A 24,749-nucleotide genomic window follows, 5' to 3' on the forward strand; every position below is an offset into this window, starting at 1 on the left:
TGGAGGGCGAGGCGACGGGCTGAGCCGTCGGCGCCCTCACCAGAGGCGAGCGAACGTCCCGCCGGCCAGAGAGACCCCGAGGGCCCGGAGGCCGGGATCGGGCAGTTCGGCGAGGTCGCTCCGGAAGACCACGCCGCCCTTCATCACCAGGCGCACCGCCCGCAGGTCCCGGATCTGCCGGTCGGGCTGGCCGGCGACGGCGATGAGGTCGGCCAGCTTCCCTGCCGTCAGCGACCCGACCTCCCGGTCGGTGCCGCACAGCCGGGCGGCGTCCAGCGTCGCGGCGCGGATCGCCGTCAGCGGCGAGAGCCCGCATGTGACCAGCAGCTCGACCTCCCGGATGGTGGCCACCGTGCCGTCGACCGGGTCGCTGGGCAGCAGGTCGGTGCCGCAGCAGAGGGTGACCCCGTGCGCCACCGCCCGCTGGATCGACGCCCGGTGCTCTTCGGCCGCCATCTGGGCCTTCGCCAGCATCCACTCCTGAACGCCGTGGCGTCGCAGGTAGTCCAGCTCCTGGGTGACGCACAGGGTGGGGACCAGGAAGGTGCCGGCCTCGGCCATCATCGCCGCGGTCTCGGCGCTGAAGCTGTAGCCGTGCTCGATGCAGTCCACGCCGAGCCGCACCGCGTCCCGCACGGCCCCGTCGCCCCCCGTGTGGGAGGCGACGCGCTTGCCGGCGGCGTGGGCGACCTCCACCACCGCCTGCACCTCCGCGTCCGTCATCTGCTTGTGCGCCGGCAGCTCGCGCGGTGTCCCGATCCCGCCGGTCAGGCAGATCTTGATCAGGTCGGCGCCAGCCCGCAGCTGCTCCCGAGCCAGCCGTCGGAAGGCATCGGGCCCGTCGCCCTCCAGGGTCCCGACGGAGTTGTGTCCGTGGCCTCCCGTCGCGATCAGGGCGTGCCCGGCACAGGTGAGGCGCGGGCCCGGCAGCAGGCCGCGGTTGATGGCCTCGCGCACCTCGATGTCGGTGAAGGAGGGCTCCCCGACGACGCGCAGGCTGGTCGTGCCCGTGAGGATCGCCTCCAGGGCGCGCCGGTAGTTGAGCAGCACCCGGTACCCGGGGGAGAACGGATCGGTCCGCCGCTCGGGGAAGGGCAGCCGCAGGCCCAGGTGGACGTGCACGTTGAACAGGCCGGGCAGCACGGTGTGGCCGGCGAGGTCGACCACCCGGTCCTCCGGGCGGACCGCCGGCCGCTCCGGATCCGCCGCCGGACCGCACCAGAGGAGGCGCTCGCCCTCCACCATCACCATGGCGTCCTCCACCGCCGGGCGCCCCGTGCCGTCGATCAACCGCGTGCGCGTCAGGACCGTCCGCATGGCCCCTCCCGTCCTCACTCCTGCTGGAGCCCGTCGCCGAGCAGGTTGGCGCCGATCACCAGGACCGCGATGGCCAGCCCCGGGAAGACCGTCGTCCACCAGGCAATGCCCTGGGCGGCCCGCCCCTCGCTCACCATGCTGCCCCAGGCGGGGGTGGGCGGCTGCACCCCCAGGCCCAGGTAGCTGAGCGCCGCTTCCGCCAGGATGACGCTCGACATATTCACCGCGCCCACCACCAGCAGCGGGGGCAGGATGGACGGGAGGACGTGCCGCAGCAGCACCCGGACTTCGGAGGCCCCCACCGCGCGCGCCGCCAGCACGAACTCCCGCTCCCTGACCGACAGCGTATTGGCGCGGGCGATCCGTGCGTACTGCACCCAGCTCACGAAGGCCAGCACGCCGATCAGCTTGGCCAGGCTCTGCCCCAGGGCGGCCATGATGGCGATGGCCAGGAACACCGGCGGGAAGGAGAGCTGGATGTCGATCAGACGGCTGACGGCCCGATCCACGCCACGCCCGAAGTACCCGGCGGCCAGCCCCAGCATCGTCCCCAGCCCTCCGCCCAGGAGGACGGAGAGCACCGCCACCGCGGTGGAGACCCGCGCGCCCACCATCAGCCGCGAGAGCAGGTCACGGCCCAGGCGGTCGGTCCCCAGCGGGTGGGACCAGTCCCCGCTGCGCCACACCGGGGGCTGCAGCGCCTTGAGCAGGTCCTGGTCGGCGGGGCCGTGCGGGCTGATCCAGGGCGCGAGGACGGCCACGAGCACCACCGCCCCCACGATGACCGCGCCGGCGTAGAACTGCGGCGGGCGGCGGCGCCCCCGCGCCCGGGGCGCCTGGCGGCCCGCGGGGAGGGCAGTGGGGCGGGCCAGGCGGACGTCAGCGGCCATGGTCGTATCGGATGCGCGGGTCGATGAAGAGGTACAGCAGGTCCACGATCAGGTTGATCAGCACAAAGGCCGTCCCCACGACGAGCACCACCGCGCGGACGAGCGGCAGGTCGCGTGTCTGGATGCCCTGCAGCATCAGCCATCCCACGCCCGGCCAGGCGAAGACCGCCTCGACGACCACCGAGCCGCCGAGCAGGTTGCCCAGCTGCAGCCCGAGCACCGTCACCGTCGAGAGCAGGGCGTTGCGCAGGGCGTGGCGGCGCAGGACGACGGGCTCGGCCAGCCCCTTCGCCCGTGCCGTGCGGATGTAGTCCTGGCGGAGGACCGCGCGCACGTCCGCCCGGACCAGGCGGGTGATCAGCCCGGTGGTGTACACGGAGAGGGTCGCCGCCGGCAGCACCAGGTGCCGCCAGGAGTCGAAGCCCGAAGCCGGGAGGACGCGCAGGCGGTCGGCGAACAGGAGGATGAGCAGCACCCCCAGCCAGAACGAGGGAAGGCTGATGCCCAGGAAGGTGGCCAGGGAGACGCCCCAGTCCGCAGCCGAGCCCGCCCGGGCACCGATCCACAGCCCCAGCGGGATGCCCACTGCGATGGTGACGGCCAGGGTGGTGACCGCCAGCAGCGCCGTCGCGGGGAGGCGCTGGAGGACGAGCTCGAGCGCCGGGCGCTGGTAGCGGAACGACTCCCCCAGGTCCCCCCGGAGGGCCCGACGTACGAAGTCCCAGTACTGGAGCGGGATCGGCCGGTCGAGCCCGTAGAGCCGGCGCACCCGGGCCACGTCCTCCGGCGTGGCGTCGAGCGGGGTGAGCAGGCGGACGGGGTCGCCGCTCAGGTGGATCAGCAGGAAGACCAGCACGCTGACCGCGAGCAGGACCCAGGCCAGGTGCCAGAGGCGCTGGGCGAGGAACCGGACCACGGTCGACCGCCCGGGGCGCTACGCCAGGCTGATCCCTCCCAGGCGGATGATGCCGTCAGGATGCGCCACCCAGCCCTTGACGCGCTTCTGGATGGCGTAGATGCCCTGCTGGTTCCAGAGGAAGACCCAGGGGCACTCGCGGTGGAGGATCTGGTTCAGCCGCCGGTACATCTCGTTGCGCCGGCCGGGGTCCAGCGTCCGGGGGGCCTCCTGGATCAGACGGTTGGCCTCGTCATTGTGGTAGCCCTGCCAGGCCGCCCCCTTCCGCTGCGAGTCGAAATTGATGCTGGTCGTGGCGTCGAGCAGCACCCCCACCTGCTGGAAGAAGAAGGCGTCGTGGGTCTTGCCCAGCACCCCCTGGACGAAGGGGCTCCAGTCCATCACCTGCACCCGGGTGCGCACCCCGACGCGGGTCCACATCCCGGCGATCGCCTCGCTGGCCAGCCGGTCGTTCAGGTAGCGCCCCTCCGGCGTGGTGAGGGTCACCTCGAAGCCATTGGGGTAGCCCGCCTCCGCCAGCAGGCGCCGCGCGCGCTCCGGGTCGTAGGGGTAGGGCTGGAGGCTCTCGTCGTAGCCGGGGATGCCCGGCCCGAAGGCGCTGGCCAGGCGGTAGGCGGCCCCGCGCATGACGGTGCGGATGAGCGTGTCCACGTCGGTGGCGTAGTTCATGGCTTGCCGCACGCGGACGTCCTGGAAGGCGCGCACCTTCAGCATGTTCAAGACGACGATCTGCGAAGAGAGCTGGCGGAAGGTCACGAGCTCGACGTTCCGGGTGGCCTGCAGCTCGGGGACCTGCAGCGGGTCGACCGGGGTGATCAGGTGGGCGGCGCCGGTCTTCAGCTCCACCACGCGGGTGGCGGCCTCGGGCACCGGCCGCCACACCAGGCGGCGTACCTTTGGCTGCCCGCTGAAGTGGGGTCGCTCGGCGAAGTCCATCACCATGCGCTGGTTGGGGATCCACTCCGTGAACCGGTACGGTCCGGTGCCGATGGCCTGCCGGGTGGGGTCCACCTGGCCCGACGTGATGGCGCGCGGCAGGATCTCGCAGTAGAGCGACAGGACTTCGGCCAACAGGGCAAACGGGCCGTCGGTGTGGATGCGCACGGTCAGGGGGTTGATCACCTCGACGTCCTTCACCGGAGCGAGCTGCCCGGCATAGACGTTGCGGATGCCGGGGTGCTTGAACCGGGCGATGGTGTCCCGCACGTGCTCGGCGCTGAACTTCTCCCCGTTGTGGAAGAAGACGTTGTCGCGCAGCCGGAACTCCCACGTCGTCTCGTTGAGCACGCGGTAGGACGTCGCCAGCCAGGGGATGATCCGCATCTCCGGTGAGCGCTCCAGGAGCTTGTCGTACATCGCCCACATCATGCCCTTGCTGGCGCCCGAGGTCGTCACGTGCGGGTCCAGTGACTCGGCGTCCACGCCCTGTACCAGCAGGAGGTTGCCCACCGGTGCCGGCCGGCGGGCCGGCGCGGCCAGCGCGGCCGCCCGCCCCAGGAGGGTCGGCCCCAGGAGCGCGGCTCCCGCCCCCGCCCCCGCGGTCCGGGCCGCCGCCTGGAGGAAGGCGCGCCGCGAGTAGCGAGAGACCGCGTCTCCCGCGCGCTCGAGCTCTCTGCGGTCATCGTCCATGCGTCCTCATCCCTCCCCGTCCGCGCTCCGCCCCTTCCGGGGCACGAACCGGAAGTCGCAGTGGTCGTCCCCCAGCCCGATCGCCGTGGGTCGTTCCAGCCGGTGCGTGGGGTGGTCGTCCATGAAGCGCTCGTCCGTCTCACAGAAGAACGGGATCAGCTCCGGGGTCCCGGCCTCCTGCATCGCCCGCACCCAGTTACAGGCGGTGATGCGAAACCGTACCACCTCCGGGGTGTAGGTCAGCAGTTCCCCGCGGCACGAGAAGTGCTCCATGGCCCGGTCGAACTGACGGGCCAGCACGTCCTGCGGAGCGCGGAATCCCGGGGGCGGTGGGCTGGTCAGGTTGAGCGGCGGCCCGGGAGCCGCATCGGTCCACCAGTCGGCCCCCGCCGGGGTCGAGGCCATCGCCCGGCGCTGGGCGGCGGCGGCCTCCGCGTGGCTGCGCAGCCCCGACCCCACGATGGCGTCCCGCGCCACCCGCAGCGCCGTCTCCCGGTCGCTCCGGGCAAGGACGGCGCGGTACAGGTCGACGAAGGGCTGGAGTTCCCGGCGCAGGGCTGCCAGATCCCGCGGCCCGGCCGGCAGGTCCTCGGGCAGCGCGGCAATGCCCGTCTCCCGGAGGATGGCCGCGGCTGCCTCCTCGCCGAGGGCGGCCGCCACCGCCCGGCGGCAGACGGCCTTCTGGACGCGATGCGGACGCCTCGGGGTCTCCACGGTGTCCAGGAGATTCTGGAGCCCGGCGAGGCTTTCCTGTGTGCACCCGCAGGGCCGGGCGGCACGGTATGCTGGTGTCCGGCATGCCGCCCCGTCCCCTCCGCTTCGGCCTGCGCTTCAACAGCGCCGCCGGCCCCGTCCGCGAGGTCGTCCGCTGGGCGCAGCTCGCCGAGGCGCTGGGCTTCGACGACCTCTGGTATTGCCAGGACCTGCTGCAGCGGGACGCGTGGGTCACCCTCACCGCGGTCGCGGCGGCGACCCGGCGCATCCGGATCGGCACCTGCATCGTCAACCCCTTCTCGGCCAGCCCCGCGGAGCTGGTCATGCGCGCGGCCACCCTGCAGGAGTTCAGCCAGGGGCGCTTCGTGCTGGGGATCGGGCCGGGCGACCCACCCGCGTTGGCCTGGATCGGCCTGCGGCAGCGGCGTCCCCTCACCGGCCTGCGCGAGGCCGTGGAGCTGATCCGGCGCCTGCTGCGGGGCGAGGAGGCCCTCGGGGAGGGGACCGTCTTCTCCGGGTGGACGCGCGACGCGCGGCTGCGCTTCCCCCTCCCCGCCGTCCCGATCCCCATCTACATCGGGGGCCAGGGACCTGGCGTGCTCGAGTACATGGGGGAAGCGGGGGACGGCGGTCTGCCCATCGTCTTCCCGCCCGAGGCGATCGACGGTGTCGTGGAGCGGGTGCGGGCGGGGGCCGCGCGGGCGGGCCGCTCCCTCGACGGGTTCGACCTGGCCGCGTGCGTCTGGTGGTCGGCGGGCGAGGCGCCGGAGGAGGCGGAGCGCGCCTTGAGACCCCTGATCGCCTACTACGGCCCCTCCCTGCGCGCCGAGGTGCTGGCACCGATCGGGCTCGTGCCCGCGGACTTCGACGAGATCCGAGCGGCCTGGCGGGCTCAGGACGCCGCGCGCGCCGCCGCGCTGGTCCAGCCGCGGATGTTTCGCCTGGCGATCGTGGGGGATCCCGCCCAGCTCGCGGAGCGCGTGCAGTGGCTGGCCGAGCGCGGGGCCACCCAGATCAACATCGGGCCGCCCCTCGGGGTGGAGAAGGAGCGCGCCCTGCGCCTGACCGGTCAGGTGATCGGGCGCTTCCGGTAGCGCCCGGCCGGTCGCTCCCCTGCCTGCTCAGGGCGGGGCGACCGCACCCCGCGGGGCGGCTTCCGGCGGCAGCAGGCGGAACCAGTAGAAGCTGTGCGGCCCCAGGGTGAGGAAGTAGGGGAGCTGCCCGATGCGCGGGAAGGGGGTCGTCCCGAAGAGCTCCACCGGCGTCCACCCGTCGTAGCGCCGCAGGTCCAGCTCGCAGGGCTGGACGAAGCGCGAGAGGTTGGCCACGCACAGGATCGTCTCCCCGTCGTGGATGCGCAGGTAGGCCAGCACCCGCCGGTTGGCCGGCGAGAGCAACTCCAGCCGCCCCCGCCCGAAGACCGGGAAGCGCTTGCGGATGGCGATCAGCCGCTTCATCCAGTTGAGCAGCGAGGCCGGGGTGCGCTCCTGCGCCTCCACGTTCACCGCCATGTAGTGGTAGAGCGGGTTCTCGATGAGCGGCAGGTAGAGCCGCTCCGGGTCGGCGCGGGAGAAGCCGGCGTTGCGGTCGGCTGACCACTGCATGGGCGTGCGCACCCCGTTGCGGTCGCCCAGGTAGATGTTGTCCCCCATGCCGATCTCGTCGCCGTAGTAGACGATGGGCGTGCCGGGCAGCGAGAAGAGCAGGCTGGTCAGCAGCTCGATGCGGCGGCGGCTGTTGTCCAGCAGGGGGGCCAGGCGGCGGCGGATGCCCAGGTTGAGGCGCATCTTCGGATCGCGGGCGTACTCCTGGTACATGTAGTCCCGCTCCTCGTCGGTGACCATCTCCAGCGTCAGCTCGTCGTGGTTGCGCAGGAAGAGGGCCCACTGGCAGGTGGGGGGGATCTCCGGCGTGCGGCGCAGGATCTCCGTGATCGGGTGGCGGTCCTCCTGGCGGATGGCCATGAACATGCGGGGCATCAGCGGGAAGTGGAAGGCCATGTGGAACTCGTCGCCCTCGCCGAAGTAGGCGATGACGTCCTCCGGCCACTGGTTGGCCTCGGCCAGGAGCAGGCGCGTGCCCTCGTAGCGCTCGTCCACGAAGCGGCGCACCCGCTTCATGTAGGCGTGCGTCTCCGGCAGGTTCTCGCAGGAGGTGCCCTCGCGCTCGAACAGGTAGGGCACGGCGTCGCAGCGCAGCCCGTCCACGCCCAGGTCGAGCCAGAAGGCGATGACCTCCAGCATCTCCTCCTGCACCCGGGGGTTGTCGTAGTTCAGGTCGGGCTGGTGGGAGAAGAAGCGGTGCCAGTAGTAGGCCTTGGCCACCGGGTCCCAGGTCCAGTTGGCGATCTCCGTGTCCAGGAAGATGACCCGCGCCTGGCGGTAGCGCTCGTCGGTGTCGCTCCAGACGTAGTAGTCCCGGTAGGGGGAGGCGGGGTCGCGGCGGGCGGCCTGGAACCAGGCGTGCTGGTCGGAGGTGTGGTTGAGGACGAGCTCGGTGATCACCCGGATGCCCCGCCGGTGCGCCTCCTCGAGGAAGGCGCGGAAGTCCTCCAGCGTCCCGTAGTCGGGGTGGACGCCGTAGTAGTCGGCGATGTCGTACCCGTCGTCCTTGAGCGGGGAGGGGTAGAAGGGGAGGAGCCAGAGGCAGTCGATCCCCAACCCCTGGAGGTAGTCGAGGCGCTGCATCAGGCCCCGGAAGTCGCCGATGCCGTCGGCGTTGCTGTCCTGGAAGGCCCGGACGTGCGTCTGGTAGATGATGACGTCCTTGTACCAGTCCGTCTGGCTCATTCCCGTCCCTGCTCGGGCGCCGGCCGCGCCGACGAGGCCCCGGATGCGGGGACCGACGATAATAGTAGACGACCGCCGCGCCGCCGTCGGTTCCCCCGGGTCTCTTCCCCCGTCGCGTCGGGCTCAGGCCCGTTCGCCTGGACCGCGTTCCGGTCCTGCCGCGGGGGCCGCAGGGGACCGGCGAGGGTGGGCATAGAGGGAAGCGAGGGTGATGGGAGCGTTCACCGGACTGGATGACGGGGTAGGCCGCCGCCGCGTCGTCATCGAGGGGGTCAGCCCCGAGGTCGACGCCGGCCGGTTCCCCATCAAGCGGACGGTGGGGGAGGCCGTCGTCGTGGAGGCCGACGTCTTCGCCGACGGCCACGACCTGGTGGCGGCCGTGCTCCTCCACCGCCGGGCGGAGGAGGCGGAGTGGACCGAGACGCCGATGACGGCGCTCGGGAACGACCGCTGGCGGGCCGCCTTCACCGTCGACCACCTGGGACGCTACCAGTACACCCTGGAGGGGTGGGTCGACCCCTTCCGCACCTGGGCGCGGGACCTGCGCCGGCGCCTGGAGGCGGGGCAGGACGTCGCGGCCGAGCTGCCCGTCGGGGCCGCACTGGTCCAGGACGCCGCCGGGCGGGCCGCCCGGGGCGACCGCGCCGTCCTGCTGGCCTACGCTGAGGCGCTGCGGCGGGGCGGGCCGGAGGCCACGCAGCAGGCCCTCGGCGAGCCCCTCGCCGCCCTGATGGACCGGTACGCCGACCGCCGCTTCGCCACCCGCTACCCCCGCGTGCTGGAGGTGGTAGTGGATCGGGAGCGGGCGCGCTTCTCGACCTGGTACGAGCTCTTCCCGCGGTCGGCCTCCCCGGAGCCGGGGCGCCACGGCACCTTCCGCGACGTGGAGGCGCGCCTGCCCTACATCGCCGGCATGGGGTTCGACGTCCTCTACCTCCCCCCCATCCACCCCATCGGCCGGACCCACCGCAAAGGGCCCAACAACGTCCCGGGCGCCGGTCCCGACGACCCCGGGAGCCCCTGGGCCATCGGCAGCGAGGAGGGCGGGCACAAGGCGGTCCACCCCCAGCTGGGCACCCTGGAGGACTTCCGGCGCCTGGTGGCCGCCGCCCGCGCCCACGGTCTGGAGGTGGCCCTCGACCTGGCTTTCCAGACCTCCCCCGACCACCCGTACGTGCGGGAGCACCCGGAGTGGTTCCGCCGCCGCCCCGACGGGACGATCCAGTACGCGGAGAATCCGCCCAAACAGTACGAGGACATCTACCCCTTCGACTTCCAGACCGAGGCCTGGCGGGCGCTGTGGGAGGAGCTGCGCAGCATCGTCCTCTTCTGGATCGCGCAGGGCGTGCGGATCTTCCGGGTGGACAACCCCCACACGAAACCCTTCGCCTTCTGGGAGTGGCTCATCGGGACGGTGAAGGCCGACCACCCCGACGTGATCTTCCTCTCCGAGGCCTTCACCCGCCCCCGGGTGATGCACTACCTGGCCAAGCTCGGCTTCACCCAGTCCTACACCTACTTCGCCTGGCGCACCACGAAGGCGGAGCTGGAGGCGTACTTCACCGAGCTCACCCGCCCGCCCGTGGTGGAGTACTTCCGGCCGCACCTGTGGCCCAACACCCCGGACATCCTCACCGAGCAGCTGCAGACCGGCGGCCGGCCGGCCTTCATTGCGCGGCTGGTGCTGGCGGCCACGCTGGGGGCCAGCTACGGGATCTACGGCCCGGCCTTCGAGCTCATGGAGGCCACGCCCCTGCGCCCCGGGAGCGAGGAGTACCTCCACTCGGAGAAGTACGAGATCCGCCACTGGCCCATCGACCATCCCGGGTCGCTCGCCCCGCTCATCGCCCGGGTGAACCGCATCCGGCGGGAGAACCCGGCGCTGCAGGCGGACCGCTCCCTGCGCTTCCACCCCATCCCCGACACCGACCAGCTCATCGCCTACAGCAAGCACACCGAGGACCGCCGCAACGTCGTCCTGGTCGTGGTGAACCTCGACCCCCACCACGTGCAGCGGGGCTGGGTGCACCTCCCGCTCGAGGCGCTGGGGCTGCCGGCCGACGCGCCCTACCAGGTCCACGACCTGCTGACCGACGCCCGCTACCGCTGGTCGGGGCCGCGCAACTACGTTGAGCTGAACCCCCATGTCCTGCCGGCGCACATTTTCCGGGTAATCCCGCCGGAGGCGGCACGGACGGGGGATGGGGGGCCGTGAGCGGCCTTTTGACCGCGCCGGCGTTCGCGGACCTCTTCGGCCCGGCCGGGCGTCCCGCCCTGGCCGCGGCCCTGCTGCCCTTCCTGCAGCGGCAGCGGTGGTTCGGTGGCAAGGGGCGAACGGTGGCCGCTGTGGAGGTGGTGGACGCCGTCCCGCTGGGGCCGGCCGCAGTGCTCGCGGTCGTCCGCGTGGGCTATGCCGACAGCCGTTCGGAGCGGTACGCGGCTCCCCTGCGCTTTGCCGCGTCCGAGGAGGCGCAGGGCGCGGTCGTCCCCGCCGCGCTGGGCGGACGGCGCGGGGTGCTGGCCGACGCCATGGAGGACCCCGCGGTGGCCCGCCTGCTGCTGGCCTCCGTGCTCGAGGAGCGGCGCCTGCGGGGCGGTGGAGGCGAGGTGATCGGGCACCGGACGGTGGGTGCGCCGGGCGCCGGAGACAACCTGGAGCCGTACCTGCTCGGCACCGAACAGAGCAACACCTCCGTGCGCTTCGGCCGCCGCTGCATCCTGAAGCTCCTCCGGCGGGTGGAGCCCGGGCCGCATCCGGACGTGGAGGTGGTGGGCTTCCTCACCGCGCGGGGCTTCCGGCACGTCCCCGCCCTCATCGGGTGGCTGGCCTACCGCCCCGCCGGTGAGCCGCCGGCGGCGCTGGCCGTGGTGCAGGCCTACGTCCCCAACCGGGGCGACGGGTGGACCTATGCGCTGGGACGGGCGCAGGCCGGGCTGCAGGGCGAGGCGGATCGGGCCTGGCCGGACGAGGCGGCGCGGCTGGGGCGCCGGACCGCGGAGCTGCACCTCACGCTGGCCGGCGGGACCGACCCGGCCTTCAGCCCGGAGCCTTTCACCGACGCCGAGGCCCGCGCGCTGCTCGGGCGCGTCGCAGCCCTGGCCGACCGGGTCCTGGCCCAGGCCCGCCGGCACCTGGGGGAGCTGCCGCCGTCGGCGCAGGTGCCGGTGCGGGCGCTGCTGGCGCGCGCCGACGCCGTACGGGAGCGGCTGCGCCGCCCGCTCCCGGCCGGCGGGGTGCGCACGCGCGTCCACGGCGACTACCACCTCGGGCAGGTCCTGGTGACCCCGGAGGTGCCGGCCGACTTCGTCCTCATCGACTTCGAGGGCGAGCCGGCGCGGCCGCTGGCGGAGCGGCGCCGCAAGGACCTCCCGCTGCGGGACGTGGCGGGGATGGTCCGCTCCTTCCACTATGCCGCCGAGGTCGCCCTGCGCGAGGCCGGGCGCGGAGGCCCCGCCGGGAGCGGAGCGGAGGGCGGGGTCGTGCTCCCCGAGGAGGTGCCGGCTCGGGCGAGGAGCTGGGCCGCAGAGAGCGCCAGGGCCTTCCTCGACGGATACCTGACGGTGGCGGAGAGGGCGCCCGCGGACCTCCCGCCGATCCTGCCGCCGAAAGGCGCCCGGGAGGCGCTGCTGGAGGTGTTGATGGTGGAGAAGGCCATCTACGAGCTGGGCTACGAACTCGACCACCGCCCCGGGTGGGCCGGCATCCCGGCCCGCGGGATCCTCGACATGCTGGAGGGCGGGGTGTGGGGGGAGCGTCGTGTGAGCCAGGAGGGCGACGCGTGAAGGGAGGGCGCCGCGCGTGAGCCAGGAGAGCACCCCGGGCCGCGGCGCGGCGGAGGCCGCCGCCGCACCGGTGCGCTACGACGTGACGCGGCTCAGCGCCGACGACCTCTTCCTCTTCAACGAAGGGAGCCACTTCCGCCTCTACGAGAAGCTCGGGGCCCACCGCATGCGCGTCGACGGCGAGGAGGGGACCTACTTCGCCGTGTGGGCGCCCAACGCGGAGCAGGTGAGCGTGATCGGCGACTTCAACCGGTGGGACCCCGCCCGGCACCCCCTGCGGCCGCGCGAGCGCTCCGGCATCTGGGAGGGGTTCGTGCCAGGGGTGGGGCGCGGACAGCGCTACAAGTACCACATCGTCTCCCGCTACCGCGGCTACCGCGTCGACAAGGCCGACCCTTTTGGCACCTACCACGAGATCCCGCCACGCACCGCCTCCATCGTCTGGGACCTCGACTACCCCTGGGGGGACGGGGCGTGGATGGGGGAGCGCCGGCGGCGCAACGCGCTCGGGGCCCCCGTGGCCATCTACGAGGTCCACCTGGGCTCCTGGCGCCGCGTCCCCGAGGAAGGCGGGCGGTGGCTCACCTACCGCGAGCTGGGGGCGCATCTGGCGGAGCACGTGCGGCGGCTGGGCTTCACCCACGTCGAGGTCCTGCCGGTGATGGAGCACCCGTTCTACGGCTCCTGGGGCTACCAGACCACCGGGTACTTCGCCCCGACGAGCCGCTACGGCACCCCGCAGGACTTCATGGCCCTGGTGGACGCGCTCCACCGCCACGAGATCGGCGTCATCCTCGACTGGGTGCCCTCCCACTTCCCCACCGACGCCCACGGGCTGGCCTACTTCGACGGCACGCATCTGTACGAGCACGCCGACCCGCGGAAGGGCTTCCACCCCGACTGGCACTCCGCCATCTTCAACTACGGCCGCAACGAGGTGCGCAGCTTCTTGATCAGCAGCGCGCTCTTCTGGCTCGACCGCTACCACGCCGACGGGCTGCGCGTGGACGCGGTGGCCTCGATGCTCTACCTGGACTACTCGCGGCGGCCGGGGGAGTGGGTGCCCAACGTCTTCGGGGGACGGGAGAACCTGGAGGCCATCGACTTCCTGCGCCGGCTCAACGAGGAGGTCTACCAGGCCTTCCCCGACGTCCAGACCACCGCCGAGGAGTCGACCGCCTGGCCGATGGTCTCGCGCCCCACCTACCTGGGCGGGCTGGGGTTCGGGTTGAAGTGGGACATGGGGTGGATGCACGACACCCTCCAGTACATGGCCCGGGACCCCATCCACCGGAAGTACCACCATACCGAGCTCACCTTCCGCATGCTCTACGCCTTCAACGAGAACTTCGTCCTGCCGCTCTCCCATGACGAAGTGGTGCACGGGAAGCGCTCGCTGCTGGAGCGCATGCCCGGCGACGAGTGGCAGCAGTTCGCCAACCTGCGGCTGCTCTTCGGCTACATGTACGGGCAGCCCGGCAAGAAGCTGCTCTTCATGGGCGGGGAGTTCGGCCAGCGGCGCGAGTGGGACCACACTACGAGCCTGGACTGGCACCTCCTGGGGTTGCCGCGCCACGCCGGCGTGGCCCGCTGGGTGGCCGACCTCAACGCGCTCTACCGGGCCCTGCCGGCCCTGCACGAGCTCGACGGCGACCCCGAGGGGTTCCGCTGGATCGACGCCTCGGACGCCGACCAGAGCGTGCTGAGCTTCCTGCGCTTCGACCGCCGCGGGGAGACGGTGGCGGCCGTGGTCTGCAACTTCACCCCGGTCCCGCGCCACGGCTACCGGGTGGGGGTGCCCCGGGCGGGGCGGTGGCGGGAAGCCCTCAACAGCGACGCCGCCCTCTATGGGGGGAGCAACGTGGGCAACCTGGGCGGCGTGGAGACCGAGCCGGTCCCCGCGCACGGCCACCCGCAGTCGCTGAGCCTCACCCTGCCGCCGCTGGGGGTGCTCTTCCTGGTGCACCCGCCCCAGGCGGGCCGATGAGGCGAGCCGGCCCCTCACGCGGGGAGGCGGTGCAGGAGTAGAGCATGGAGCGGTTCCTCTGCGTGCACGGCCACTTCTACCAGCCGCCGCGGGAGAACGCCTGGCTCGAGACCATCGAGCTGCAGGACTCCGCCGCGCCCTACCACGACTGGAACGAGCGCATCACCGCGGAGTGCTACGCCCCCAACGCCGCCTCCCGCATCCTCGACGGCCAGGGGTACATCCGCGCCATCGTGAACAACTACGCCAGCATCTCCTTCAACATCGGTCCTACCCTGCTGGCCTGGATGGAGACGGCGGCGCCCGAGGTCTACGCCGCCATCCTGGAGGCGGACCGCGTGAGCGCCGAGCGCTTCGATGGCCACGGCTCGGCCCTGGCCCAGGCGTACAACCACATGATCCTTCCGCTCGCCACCCGGCGGGACAAGGCCACGCAGATCCGCTGGGGCATCCGCGACTTCGAGCACCGCTTCGGCCGGCGGCCCGAGGGGATGTGGCTCCCCGAGACGGCCGTCGACCTGGAGAGCCTCGAGCTCATGGCCGCCGAGGGCATCCGCTTCACCATCCTGGCCCCGCACCAGGCGCGGCGCGTCCGCCGCCTCGGGCGGCCCTGGCGCGACGTGAGCGGCGGGCGCATCGACCCCACGCGGCCCTACGAGTGCCGCCTGCCGGGGGGCGGGCGCATCGTCCTCTTCTTCTACGACGGGCCGGTCTCGCGGGCGGTGGCCTTCGAGCGGCTGCTCAGCAGCGGCGAGGCCTTCGCGCAGCGCCTGCTGAGCATCTTCAACGACACTCGCCCGGGGGGCCAGCTGGCCCACATCGCCACCGACGGCGAGACCTACGGCCACCACCACCGCTTCGGCGACATGGCCCTGGCTTACGCCCTCCACCTCATCCGGGAGCAGGGGTGGGCGCGCCTGACCAACTACGCCGCCTACCTGGCCACCCACCCGCCCGAGCACCAGGTGGAGATCGTGGAGCACACTTCCTGGAGCTGCGCCCACGGGGTGGAACGGTGGCGCAGCGACTGCGGCTGCAACACGGGGATGCACCCGGGGTGGACCCAGGCGTGGCGGCGCCCGCTGCGGGACGCGCTCGACTGGCTGCGCGACGCGCTGGCCCCGCACTACGCCGAGGCGGCCGGGGCGCTCCTGCGCGACCCCTGGGCCGCGCGCGACGACTACATCAGCGTGATCCTGGACCGCTCGCCGCGCAGCGTGGAGGCCTTTTTCGCCCGCCACGCCCGCGCCCCCCTCGACCACGCCGCGCAGGTGCGGGCCCTCAAGCTCCTCGAGCTGCAGCGCCACGCCATGCTGATGTACACGAGCTGCGGCTGGTTCTTCGACGAGCTGTCGGGGATCGAGACGACTCAGGTGCTGCAGTATGCCGCCCGGGCCCTGCAGCTCGCCGCCGACGTGCTCGACCTGCACCTGGAGGAGCCCTTCCTGGAGCGGCTGGCCGCGGCCCGCAGCAACCTCCCCGAACTGGGGGACGGCCGCGAGGTCTACCGCCGCTTCGTCGCCCCGGCGCAGGTGGACCTGCCCCAGGTGGTGGCCCACTTCGCCGTGAGCGCGCTCTTCCAGGAGTACCCGCCCCGCGCCCGCATCGCCGCCTTCACCGTGGAGCAGGAGGACCGGCAGGTGGAGACGGCGGGCCGCGCCCGCCTGGCGGTGGGGCGCGTGCGCGTGATCTCGGAGATCACCTGGGAGGCGCAGACCCTGGCCTACGCGGTGCTGCACCTGGGCGACCACAACGTGCACGGCGGGGTCGGCTCCGCCCCGGAGGAGGCCACGGCGGAGGCCTTCACCGCCCTGCGCGCCGCCTTCGCCCGCGGCGACCTGCCGGAGGTCATCCGGCAGATCGACCAGGCCTTCCCGAAAGGCACCTACGGGCTGCGCCACCTCTTCAAGGACGAGCGGCGGAAGGTGCTGGAGCAGGTCCTCGACGCCACGCTGGAGGACGCCGAAGGCCACTACCGGCGCATCTACGAGCAGCACGCCCCACTCATGGCCTTCCTGCGCGACCTCCACACCCCGCTGCCCGATGCGCTGCGCACCGCCCTGCACTTCGTCCTGCGGCGCGACCTGGCCCGTGCCCTCGCCCAGGTGCCGCCGGACCTGGGGCGCATCGAGACGCTGGTGCGGGAGGCCCAGGCGTGGGGGGTGTCGCTGGACGGGAGCGCCGAGCACGCCGGGGAGCTGGGCTTCGCCGCGCAGCGCACGCTGGAGGCGCTTGTGGACGCCCTGCGCCACTCCCCGGCCGACCTGGAGGCGCTCGCCCGGGTCGCCGACACCGCGGCCCTCTTCGTCCGCCTCCCCTGCTTCATCAACCTCTGGCAGACCCAGAACCGCTACTACGAGCTGCTGCAGAGCGTCGCCCCGCGGATTAGCGAGCACCTGCCCCCCGAGGAGGCCGAGCGGTGGACCGCCGCCTTCCGCGCGCTCGGCGAGACCCTGAAGATCCGGGCAGGGTGAGCGCTTCCTCCCCAGACGCTCCGGGCGGCAGACGCCGGCGTGTACGGCTCCTGGGGCACCTGGGGCGGGTGGCGGTACCGGTGGCTCAACGTCGACGGCTGGAAGTACTGGGACATCCCACGGTGCTGAACCGAGAGCGGGTAGATAGACAAGAATGAGCCCCGGGGCTGTCTGATTTACGAGTCGAGACCGGTCATGTCACTTACGAAAAGGGAGCATGTCCTCTGCCCACAGCTCGTTACCACACTTCGCACCAGGATGCAACGACCAGTGAAGCAGGAACATCTATGGCAACTACTCGGCTACGTCTTCCTAGACTATTCTGATTACTATTCAATCAAGGCTGTGGGGATTGACTTTCCACGCCATCGAGTTACGCGACAGTGGTTCCTCGACGACCTCCTCAGTGAGATGGCCGGATCCCGCCGGTCGCTTGCTGAATGGCGACGGGAATTCCGGAGGGTTGTGCGGAGACTTCAATCGTAGCGAATGGTCAGGAGCGCCTGCCGCGGACCGATAGCGAATCTATCAGTAACCTACCTCGCTGCTGTCGTGGACGACGTGCTCCTCAACATGGCCTCGTTCGATGGGTTCTCATGCAGCGGCCTCTGAGCTAACTAAACTAGTGCGATCGCGCCGCGTCGGGTCGGCCTGGGCCGGGCCGAGCTGCGGCGGCCGGTCCTCGGGATGGGCGGGCCGCGCCGACCAGCGCCGCGCCCAGGAGCGGGGGGACAGCCAGCGAGAGGAAGGCCCACCCCCACCCTGTGCGGTCGAGCAGGAGGCCGAAGAGCGCCGGCCCGAGGATCGTGGCGATGAACCCCAGCGAGGACTGCACCGCCATGGTGGTGCCGAGCGCCCCCACCGGGGCGTGCTCCGCCACCGCGCTGGAGAGCGTCGAAGACTCGGCCGTGACCAGCAGCCCGTAGACGACGGCCACGGGCAGGACGACGCGCGGACCGAGCGGCAGCAACCAGCCGATCACCGCCGAGCAGGCCGCCGAGGCGGAGAGGATCAGGACGACGGTGGCCTGCCGGCCCAGCCGGTCGCCCACCCAGCCGCCCGCGGCGTTGCTGATGGCACCCGCCAGCAGCACCGCGCTGCCTACCGATGTGGCCAGTCGGGAGGCATCGGGCAGCGGAAGGCCCTGCGCTGTCCACAGCGCCGCCAGGTAGACGGGGATCCAGGCGCGCATCCCGAACAGCTCCCAGTTGTGGGCGGCATACGCTCCGATGTAGCGCAGCGCCGCCGCGTTGCGCAGCGCCGCGCGGAAGGGCGGGCGCCGCGGCGAGACCCCCCGCACCGGGTCGCGCACCGCCCCCCAGGCCAGCAGCAGCGCGAGGGCGGGACCCAGGGCGGTGAGGAGGAGCATCCGGCGCACCCCGAGCGGCAGCAGCACGCCGGAGACGAAGAGCGACAGACCCGTCCCCGCGCCGAAGCAGGCGACGTAGAGGCCGAGCGCCGTGGCGCGGCGGTGTGGGGGGAAGGTCTCCGCCACCAGACGCATGCCGGGCATGTAGGTGCCGGCCAGCCCGACGCCGACCAGCGCGCGCAGGAACAGCGCCGAGGGGAACCCCGAAGCCCCCAGACTGAAGAGCGCCGCGGCCACGGCGTTCCAGGCAGCCGAGGCCAGGTAGACGCGTCGGACCCCCGCCACGTCGGTGAGCGAGCTGAGCGCCACCACCGCGACCGTGTACCCGGCCTGCTGCGCGGCAAAGATCGCTCCCGCCTGGGCGGCGTTCAGCCCCCAGGCCTGCTGCAGCAGCGGCTGGGCTGCGGTGTAGCTGGCGAAGGTGACCATCGTCCCCAGCTCGGCCGCGCAGAGGAGGGCGAGCCACCCCCAGGGCGCCCGACCGGCGGGCCGCTGGACGGCAGGGGAGGACGACTGGGCGGAGAACGGGTGCACCGTGGATTCCTCCGGGATGCCGGTGTGGAGGCGCGGCCGCGCAGCCCGGCTCGTCGCCGTGCTGGCGGCGAGCTTCCTCATGATGCCTGCAGTGGCGCCTGCAGCTGCGGGCGCAGCGCCGGCTCCAGGGAGCGCGCCCGGGACGAGTACTTCGGGAGGACCCGCCGGGGATTCCTGGATCATCCCCGGTCAGCGCATCGGTCCCTATCGGCTGGGGATGACCATGGCGCAGGTGGCCGCGGTCCCCCTGCGGCTGGGCTGCGTCGTGCGCGTCTTCTTCGCCGCCCGGGTGGCCGACCGACTGGAGACGAACTGCGGCGGCGCCTACAAGACGCCCGAGCTCGTCACCGTCGGTATCACCCCGCTGCTGGTCTGGCGCGCCTACGGCCGTCCCGACCAGGTCCTCGCCAGCCCTGCCGGGGACGTCCGCGGCGAGTGGCTGCGCTACACGGGGCTCGGTATCGCCTTCCGCGTCGTGTACGGCGACAATCAGACGGCGCTGATCCAGGCCATCGCCGTCTTCAAGGGGACTCTCCCCTACCGGCCCGGCGAGGTGACCCCGCCTCCGCTGGGGCCGCCGCCGTCCATCGGCGAATGACCGGGCGGGCGTCCACGTCGCGCGCGGCACGGCGCATCCGGTCGATCTCCTGCAGGATCGCCACGACCGACGGCAGCCGCGTGAACCGCTCCGCCGGATAGCGCAGCCGGCGCCGCCAGTTGGGGCGCTCCGGGCCCGTCCCCGGGACGTTCTGCGGGTCCCGCTCCAGCCACAGGTCCTCCAGCGTGACCAGGAGGAGGTGCGCCGGGGAGGCGGCCAGCCACCGCAGCACTCCGTGGAGCACCGTCCGGGCCCTGTCCACCGTGCCCCCGCCTGCCTTCCAGGCCTGACGCGCCGGCGCCGCCCCGAGCCAGCCGCCGCGGCGGAGGAAGGCCACCAGGTGCCGGCGCAGCGCCTCCCGCCGCTCGCGCTCCCGCCGCACCCCCTCGGCGTCGAGCAGCCCGAGGGCCTGCCGGTCGGCGATGTCCCGTCCGGCCCAGAACGCCGCAAAGGTCGGCATGTCGTGGGTGTTCACGCCGGCCAGGGCGTGCGGCGGGACGGGCGGCAGAGGCGGCGTTGCAGGCCGGGCCTCGTACTGCGCCACGTACATCCCGTACAGGCCGTGGCGCCGCATCGCCCTCCGGATGTAGCCCGGGACCGTCCCCAGGTCCTCACCCGCAATGGCGACGCGGTGGCGGTGCGACTCCACCGAGAGCAGCGCGTACAACTCCTCGGCCGGGTAGCGCACGTAGGCTCCGTCGCGCGCCTCCATCCCTTCGGGCACCCAGAAGAGGCGGTGCAGGGCCATGACGTGGTCGATGCGCAGCAGCCCGGCATGGCGCAGGTGGTGGCGCAGCACGGCCACCAGGTACCGGTAGCCTTGGGCGCGCAGCCGCACCGGATGCAGCGGCGGGAAGCCCCAGACCTGACCGCGCGTGAAGAAGGGATCCGGGGGCGCGCCGCCCGAGACCCCCACGGCGAAGACCTCGCGTTCCCGCCAGACGTCGTACCCGTCCGGGTGGACGCCCAGCGGCAGGTCGAGGTAGAGGCCGGGGCCGCGCTCTCGGGCGCGGCGGGCCAGGGCGGCGATCTGGGTCTCGGCCAGCCACTGCGCGTAGAGGTAGGTGTGGTAGGCGGCCTCGTCGTGGTCGCCCGGCCGCACGGTGCCGTCGCGCAGCGGCGCCGGCCACTCCCGCCAGGGACGTCGCTGCCGCTCCAGGGCGGCGCGGAAGCGGGCGTAATCGGCCAGGACGGGGTGGCCCCGCGCCCACGCCTCCAGCATCTCGCGGCGGCTCGGGTCGGCGAAGGCGCACCGGGCCAGTGCCTGCAGGACCGCACGCTGCGCCGCCATTTCCGCCGGGAGGTCGACGAGGCGCCCCGTCGCAGGACGCCGCCGGCGCAGGTGCTCTTGCGCCTCGGCGCACCCGGCCAGCTCCGGCGCGCGGGCGACGTCGACGTACAGCTCGTTCCAGCAGAGCCGGCTGACCGGTGCATAGGGGCTCGGCTCGAAGGGCTCGTCGAGGAAGGCGGCCAGCAGCGGGAGGGTGGCCACGACACCTCCGCCGAGGCCGTTCACCCACTCGAGGACCGCCCCCAGCCCTCCGACGTGCGCCACCGGTTCGCGGGCGGACCACAGGGCGTACAGCGGGACGAAGACGCCCCACAGGCGCGTCTGCGGTGGAAAGGTCCACACGCGCCGGGGGGCGGCGATGACGAGCGCCGCTCCCCGGCGCCGCCCGACCTGCAGGCGGAGGTGGTGGTAGCCGGTGGGCAGGTGTTCCAGGAGCAGCGGCCGGCCTCCCTCCACGCGTCCCTCGAGCCGCCCACCGTCTTCGAGCTCGAGGTGCCACTCCCCACCGCGCGCGCCCCCACCGCCCGCCCTGCCGCCCCCATCGCCAGCCACCGTCACCCGCAGCCGCCCTGCCCAGGCGACGAGCACGGGTTCGCACAGGCGCGCGGCCGCCTGGCTGCCGACCGCGCGCAGCGCCTCGGAGGCCTCCGCCGCGCGCGTGAGCGGAGCGCCCAGGATCCGCAGGACCTGGAGGAGGGTCTCGCGGGGGACGACGCGGCGACGCCCGGACGCGTCGACGTAGGCGGGCAGGACGCCGCAGTGGACCGCGAGGCGGACGAGGTCGGCGGTCTCACCGGGCATGGCCGGGTGCAGCCCGCGCCCGGAACCACTCCACCGTGCGCCGCAACCCCTCCTCCAGCGAGACCGCGGCGCGCCACCCCAGGCGCCGGACCGTCTCGGACGGGTCGAGGGCGATGCGGTAGACCTCGCCCGGCCGCGGCGGGCCGTGCTGCGGCGCCCCGGCGTAGCCGGTGAGGGCGGCGAGGCGCTCGTGGATCTCGTTCACCCTCACCTCGACCCCGGTGGCCACGTGGAAGACTCCTGCGAGCGCCCGCTCCGTGACGAGCACGTTGAGGCGGGCCACATCTTCGACGTAGACGAAGTCGCGGGTCTGCGTCCCGTCGCCGTGGATGGTGGGGGCGCGGCCGGCCAGCATCGCTTCGGCGAAGATGGCCACCACCCCGGCTTCCCCATGCGGGTCCTGGTGCGGGCCGTAGACGTTGGCGTAGCGCAGGATCACCGCCGGCAAGCCGAAGAGCCGTTCGTACAGCGCCACGTAGGTCTCGGCGGCGGCCTTGGCGGCGCCGTAGGGGCTGAGGGGGCGGACGGGGTGGTCGAGCCCCACCGGGATGGCCTCCGGCTCGCCGTACAGCGCTCCGCCGGTGGAGGCGAAGAGGAAACGGCGCACCCCGGCGCGGCGGGCCTGCTCCAGGACGTTGATGGTCCCCAGCACGTTCACCCGGGCGTCCGCGGCCGGGTCGCGCACCGACGCGGTGACGGAGGCCCGGGCGGCGTGGTGGTTGACCACCTCCGGCCGTTCTCGCGCGAAGACCTCGTCGAGGCCCGGGTCGGTGATGTCGACGCGGTAGAGCCGGACCCCGTCGGGGAGGTGCTCGGCGCGGCCGGTCACCAGCGTGTCCACCACCGCCACGTCGTGCCCGGCGGCCCGGTAGGCCGCGACGACGTGCGAACCGATGAAGCCGGCTCCCCCGGTGACGAGGACCTTCACGCCGGGCCCGTCACGGCGCCGCGCGCGCCACCCGGCCGACGGGGAGGCGCTGCAGCCGCTCCAGGGCCTGGACCGCCAGCTCGGCCTCGGTCAGCGAGAGGGTGTTGATCATCCAGCGCAGCTCCCGCTGCACCTCGCCCGGCGTCAGCTCGGGGAAGGGGTCGTGGACGCCGGGGACGAGCCGGCGGCGGGTCTCGGCGATCTCGTGCAGGAGGGCGGCACGCCGCCGCGGGGAGAGGTGGGGCAGGGCCGTGCGCAGACGACGGCGCAGGTCCAGGAGGCGGCGCACCTCGGTGTGGCTCGGCATTGTCCCTATAATACCTGGTGGCATGCACCCGCTGGACGACCCCGCGACCTACCGGTGGCGCGACCCCGGCGGCATGGTGGGGCTCGTGGCCCGCTTCCCGGCCATGGGGGAGGAGGCGTGGCTGTTGGGGATGCGGCTCCGCCTGCCGGCCGCGCTGGAGTCCACTGCCGTGGCCGTGCTGGGGATGGGCGGTTCGGGCGTGGGCGGGGACCTGCTGGCCGCCCTGCTGGCGCCCACCTTTCCCGTGCCCGTCGTGGTCGTGAAGGACAGCGTGCTACCGGCCGCGGTGGGGCCGCAGACCCTGCTCTTCGCCTGCTCCTACTCCGGCGAGACGGCGGAGACGCTGGCCGCCTACCGCGCGGCCAAGGCGGCTCGGGCGCCCGCCATCGTCATCACCTCCGGGGGCACGCTGGCCGCCGAGGCGGAGCGTCACGGCGACCCGCTGGTGCGCGTCCCCGCCGGCCTGCCGCCGCGCGCGGCGCTGCCTTACCTCTTCCTGCCGATGGTGAGCGCCCTGCGGCGGCTGACCCACCTGGGGGAGTTGAGCGGGGAGTGGCGCGAGGCCGCCGCGGTGCTCCGGGACCTGGCGGCGGAGCTGGGGCCGGAGGTGCCGCTGGCGCGCAACCCGGCCAAGCGGCTGGCCGCCACCCTGGGGGAGCGCACGCCGGCGGTGTACGGGGCCTCGTCGGCTCTCGGCGCGGTGGCCTATCGGTGGAAGTGCCAGTTCAACGAGAACGCGAAGACCCTGGCCCACTGGGGAGCGTTCCCGGAGGCGAGCCACAACGAGACGGTGGGCTGGACGGACGGGGCGGCGGCGGGACGGACGGTGGTAGTCCTCCTTCGCGAACCCGACGAGCCCGACGAGCGGCGCCAGCGGATCGGGGCGACCCGGGAGGTGGCGTTTGCCGGCGCGGCGGCGGTCGAGGAGGTGGTGGCCCGGGGCGACGGGCGGCTGAGCCGCCTCCTCTCCCTGGTCCTCCTGGGAGACTTCACCAGCGTCTACCTGGCCCTGCTCCGGGGGGTCGACCCCATGCCGGTCCCCGTTATCGACGAGGTAAAGCGGCGGTTGAGTGGAACTCCTCACTAGGATCCCGGGCAGGCACGGAGGCAGGTGAGGATCGGTGGCAGAGGTGCGGCTCGAGAACGTGGTCAAGCGGTTCGGCAACGTCACGGCCGTCAACCGCGTCACGCTGGAGATCCCGGACAAGGAGTTCACGGTGCTCGTCGGGCCGTCCGGGTGCGGCAAGACGACCTGTCTGCGCCTGATCGCCGGCCTGGAGGAGCTCACCGAGGGCAACATCTACATCGGCAACCGCCTGGTGAACGACGTCCCGCCCAAGGACCGCGACATCGCCATGGTCTTCCAGAACTACGCGCTCTACCCGCACATGTCGGTCTACGACAACATGGCCTTCGGGCTGCGCCTGCGCAAGTACCCGAAGGCGGAGATCGACCGCCGGGTGCGCGAGGCGGCGGCGCTGCTGGGGATCGAGGGCCTGCTCCACCGGAAGCCCAAGCAGCTCTCCGGCGGCCAGCGCCAGCGCGTCGCCCTGGGGCGGGCCATCGTGCGCGACCCGCAGGTCTTCCTCATGGACGAGCCGCTCAGCAACCTGGACGCCAAGCTGCGCGTACACACGCGCGCGGAAATCAAGAAGCTGCACGCCCGGTTGCAGACGACGACCGTCTACGTCACCCACGACCAGGTGGAGGCCATGACCATGGGCGACCGGATCGTGGTGCTGAACGAGGGGGTGGTGCAGCAGGTGGACACCCCGCTCAACCTCTACGAGCGCCCGGCCAACCTCTTCGTGGCCGGTTTCATCGGCAGCCCCTCGATGAACTTCCTGCGGGCGCGGCTGGAGGACCGCAACGGGCGCGTGGAGGTGGCGGCGAACGGGCTGCGCCTGCCAGTCCCGGCCGACCTGACGCCGCACGTGCGGGAGTGGCTGGGACAGGAGGTGGTCTTCGGCATCCGGCCCGAGGACATCGGCGACCGGGCGCTGCAGCCTGACGCGCCGCCCGAGTGGACGGTGCGGGGGATGGTGGACGTCCACGAACCGCTGGGGTCGGACATCATCCTCTACGTGACGGTGGGCGACCAGCAGGTGATCGCGCGGGTGGACGCGCACAGCCAGGCGCAGATGGGCCGCCCGGCGGAGATCGTCTTCAACATGCGCAAGATGCACCTCTTCAACCCGCAGACGACCATGGCCATCCTGTGAGCTGACGTCCACACCTCTGGGGCCTCCCCAGAAGCTCGGATTCCTCGGAATACCGAACAGGATACCGAACAGAACTCGGTCCGGACCGAGTTCTGTTCGTATTTCGTTCGATAGATCAGCCTACAAATAATTCGTTCATATGTTCGATATTTTGCTTAGTCTATGCTGCGTGAGGAGTATTCTCGAAGTTGTACCTTGAC

18 protein-coding genes are annotated in these 24,749 nt (G+C 72.7%); 8 read left to right on the top strand and 10 right to left on the bottom strand.

Annotated elements, in window-relative coordinates; translation table 11 throughout:
• Positions 1-36: 36 nt before the first annotated feature.
• The 5 genes from RB146_07710 to RB146_07730 are packed head-to-tail and all read right to left on the bottom strand — an operon-like array spanning position 37 to position 5,466.
• Positions 37-1,317 (bottom strand): amidohydrolase family protein, encoded by a 1,281-nt coding sequence (locus RB146_07710; protein ID MDQ7828865.1) that lies wholly within the window; start codon positions 1,315-1,317, stop codon positions 37-39.
• A 14-nt stretch (positions 1,318-1,331) separates the two neighbouring features.
• Positions 1,332-2,207: an ABC transporter permease gene (locus RB146_07715; GenBank protein ID MDQ7828866.1), complete on the bottom strand. Its 876-nt coding sequence runs from the start codon at positions 2,205-2,207 to the stop codon at positions 1,332-1,334.
• Complete coding sequence (locus RB146_07720; protein MDQ7828867.1) at positions 2,197-3,123, bottom strand: ABC transporter permease; 927 nt, start codon at positions 3,121-3,123, stop codon at positions 2,197-2,199. Before RB146_07720 ends, RB146_07715 begins: the two co-directional genes overlap by 11 nt.
• 18 nt (positions 3,124-3,141) lie before the next feature.
• The gene (locus tag RB146_07725) at positions 3,142-4,752 is read right to left on the bottom strand and encodes an ABC transporter substrate-binding protein (GenBank protein MDQ7828868.1); all 1,611 of its coding nucleotides are present in this window, start codon (positions 4,750-4,752) and stop codon (positions 3,142-3,144) included.
• A 6-nt stretch (positions 4,753-4,758) separates the two neighbouring features.
• Positions 4,759-5,466, bottom strand: a complete 708-nt coding sequence (locus RB146_07730; protein MDQ7828869.1) for an L-2-amino-thiazoline-4-carboxylic acid hydrolase — start codon at positions 5,464-5,466, stop codon at positions 4,759-4,761.
• Between the two features lie 83 nt (positions 5,467-5,549).
• Here RB146_07730 and RB146_07735 point away from each other — a divergent pair, with 83 nt between their 5' ends.
• On the top strand, positions 5,550-6,560 hold the full coding sequence (locus RB146_07735; GenBank protein ID MDQ7828870.1) for an LLM class flavin-dependent oxidoreductase: 1,011 nt from the start codon (positions 5,550-5,552) through the stop codon (positions 6,558-6,560).
• A gap of 27 nt (positions 6,561-6,587) precedes the next feature.
• On the opposite strand, the gene treS is transcribed toward RB146_07735, so the two are convergent.
• Positions 6,588-8,255: a maltose alpha-D-glucosyltransferase gene (gene treS / locus RB146_07740; GenBank protein MDQ7828871.1), complete on the bottom strand. Its 1,668-nt coding sequence runs from the start codon at positions 8,253-8,255 to the stop codon at positions 6,588-6,590.
• A 211-nt stretch (positions 8,256-8,466) separates the two neighbouring features.
• On the opposite strand from treS, the gene RB146_07745 reads away from it, so the two are divergent.
• The 4 genes from RB146_07745 (at position 8,467) to RB146_07760 (ending at position 16,499) form a co-directional block, all read left to right on the top strand.
• Positions 8,467-10,470 carry an alpha-1,4-glucan--maltose-1-phosphate maltosyltransferase gene (locus RB146_07745; GenBank protein ID MDQ7828872.1) on the top strand — a complete coding sequence of 668 codons (2,004 nt, stop codon included), beginning with the start codon at positions 8,467-8,469 and terminating at the stop codon, positions 10,468-10,470.
• The gene (locus tag RB146_07750; GenBank protein ID MDQ7828873.1) at positions 10,467-12,038 is read left to right on the top strand and encodes a putative maltokinase; all 1,572 of its coding nucleotides are present in this window, start codon (positions 10,467-10,469) and stop codon (positions 12,036-12,038) included. Before RB146_07745 ends, RB146_07750 begins: the two co-directional genes overlap by 4 nt.
• A gap of 70 nt (positions 12,039-12,108) precedes the next feature.
• Positions 12,109-14,025, top strand: coding sequence for a 1,4-alpha-glucan branching protein GlgB (gene glgB / locus RB146_07755; GenBank protein ID MDQ7828874.1), 1,917 nt, complete (start codon positions 12,109-12,111; stop codon positions 14,023-14,025).
• A gap of 44 nt (positions 14,026-14,069) precedes the next feature.
• Complete coding sequence (locus RB146_07760) at positions 14,070-16,499, top strand: DUF3536 domain-containing protein (GenBank protein MDQ7828875.1); 2,430 nt, start codon at positions 14,070-14,072, stop codon at positions 16,497-16,499.
• Between the two features lie 622 nt (positions 16,500-17,121).
• On the opposite strand, the gene RB146_07765 is transcribed toward RB146_07760, so the two are convergent.
• On the bottom strand, positions 17,122-18,483 hold the full coding sequence (locus RB146_07765; protein MDQ7828876.1) for an MFS transporter: 1,362 nt from the start codon (positions 18,481-18,483) through the stop codon (positions 17,122-17,124).
• A gap of 142 nt (positions 18,484-18,625) precedes the next feature.
• On the opposite strand from RB146_07765, the gene RB146_07770 reads away from it, so the two are divergent.
• Positions 18,626-19,000, top strand: coding sequence for a hypothetical protein (locus RB146_07770; GenBank protein MDQ7828877.1), 375 nt, complete (start codon positions 18,626-18,628; stop codon positions 18,998-19,000).
• Here the strand turns inward: RB146_07770 and malQ are convergent.
• The 3 genes from malQ to RB146_07785 are packed head-to-tail and all read right to left on the bottom strand — an operon-like array spanning position 18,924 to position 22,327.
• Positions 18,924-21,092: a 4-alpha-glucanotransferase gene (malQ, locus tag RB146_07775; GenBank protein MDQ7828878.1), complete on the bottom strand. Its 2,169-nt coding sequence runs from the start codon at positions 21,090-21,092 to the stop codon at positions 18,924-18,926. The genes RB146_07770 and malQ overlap by 77 nt on opposite strands.
• Entirely contained in the window at positions 21,082-22,020 is a 939-nt protein-coding gene (locus RB146_07780) for an NAD-dependent epimerase/dehydratase family protein (GenBank protein MDQ7828879.1), read from the bottom strand. The genes malQ and RB146_07780 overlap by 11 nt, the downstream gene beginning before the upstream one ends.
• A 10-nt stretch (positions 22,021-22,030) precedes the next feature.
• Positions 22,031-22,327: a hypothetical protein gene (locus RB146_07785; GenBank protein ID MDQ7828880.1), complete on the bottom strand. Its 297-nt coding sequence runs from the start codon at positions 22,325-22,327 to the stop codon at positions 22,031-22,033.
• A 22-nt stretch (positions 22,328-22,349) separates the two neighbouring features.
• Here RB146_07785 and RB146_07790 point away from each other — a divergent pair, with 22 nt between their 5' ends.
• Positions 22,350-23,414 carry a bifunctional phosphoglucose/phosphomannose isomerase gene (locus RB146_07790; GenBank protein MDQ7828881.1) on the top strand — a complete coding sequence of 355 codons (1,065 nt, stop codon included), beginning with the start codon at positions 22,350-22,352 and terminating at the stop codon, positions 23,412-23,414.
• A 34-nt stretch (positions 23,415-23,448) separates the two neighbouring features.
• Positions 23,449-24,549, top strand: coding sequence for a sn-glycerol-3-phosphate ABC transporter ATP-binding protein UgpC (gene ugpC, locus RB146_07795; GenBank protein MDQ7828882.1), 1,101 nt, complete (start codon positions 23,449-23,451; stop codon positions 24,547-24,549).
• Positions 24,550-24,749 lie beyond the last annotated feature (200 nt).

The sequence above is a fragment of the Armatimonadota bacterium genome, assembly GCA_031081585.1.
GTDB classification, from domain to species: Bacteria; Sysuimicrobiota; Sysuimicrobiia; order Sysuimicrobiales; family Humicultoraceae; genus Geohabitans; species Geohabitans tengchongensis.

Bases quoted from the DNA above. Each gene is read 5' to 3' on its own strand.
- RB146_07710 (MDQ7828865.1), bottom strand. From the start codon at position 1,317: ATGCGGACGGTCCTGACGCGCACGCGGTTGATCGACGGCACGGGGCGC.
- RB146_07715 (MDQ7828866.1), bottom strand. From the start codon at position 2,207: ATGGCCGCTGACGTCCGCCTGGCCCGCCCCACTGCCCTCCCCGCGGGC.
- RB146_07725 (MDQ7828868.1), bottom strand. From the start codon at position 4,752: ATGGACGATGACCGCAGAGAGCTCGAGCGCGCGGGAGACGCGGTCTCT.
- RB146_07735 (MDQ7828870.1), top strand. From the start codon at position 5,550: ATGCCGCCCCGTCCCCTCCGCTTCGGCCTGCGCTTCAACAGCGCCGCC.
- treS (MDQ7828871.1), bottom strand. From the start codon at position 8,255: ATGAGCCAGACGGACTGGTACAAGGACGTCATCATCTACCAGACGCAC.
- RB146_07745 (MDQ7828872.1), top strand. From the start codon at position 8,467: ATGGGAGCGTTCACCGGACTGGATGACGGGGTAGGCCGCCGCCGCGTC.
- RB146_07760 (MDQ7828875.1), top strand. From the start codon at position 14,070: ATGGAGCGGTTCCTCTGCGTGCACGGCCACTTCTACCAGCCGCCGCGG.
- RB146_07765 (MDQ7828876.1), bottom strand. From the start codon at position 18,483: ATGAGGAAGCTCGCCGCCAGCACGGCGACGAGCCGGGCTGCGCGGCCG.
- RB146_07770 (MDQ7828877.1), top strand. From the start codon at position 18,626: ATGGCGCAGGTGGCCGCGGTCCCCCTGCGGCTGGGCTGCGTCGTGCGC.
- malQ (MDQ7828878.1), bottom strand. From the start codon at position 21,092: ATGCCCGGTGAGACCGCCGACCTCGTCCGCCTCGCGGTCCACTGCGGC.
- RB146_07785 (MDQ7828880.1), bottom strand. From the start codon at position 22,327: ATGCCGAGCCACACCGAGGTGCGCCGCCTCCTGGACCTGCGCCGTCGT.
- RB146_07790 (MDQ7828881.1), top strand. From the start codon at position 22,350: ATGCACCCGCTGGACGACCCCGCGACCTACCGGTGGCGCGACCCCGGC.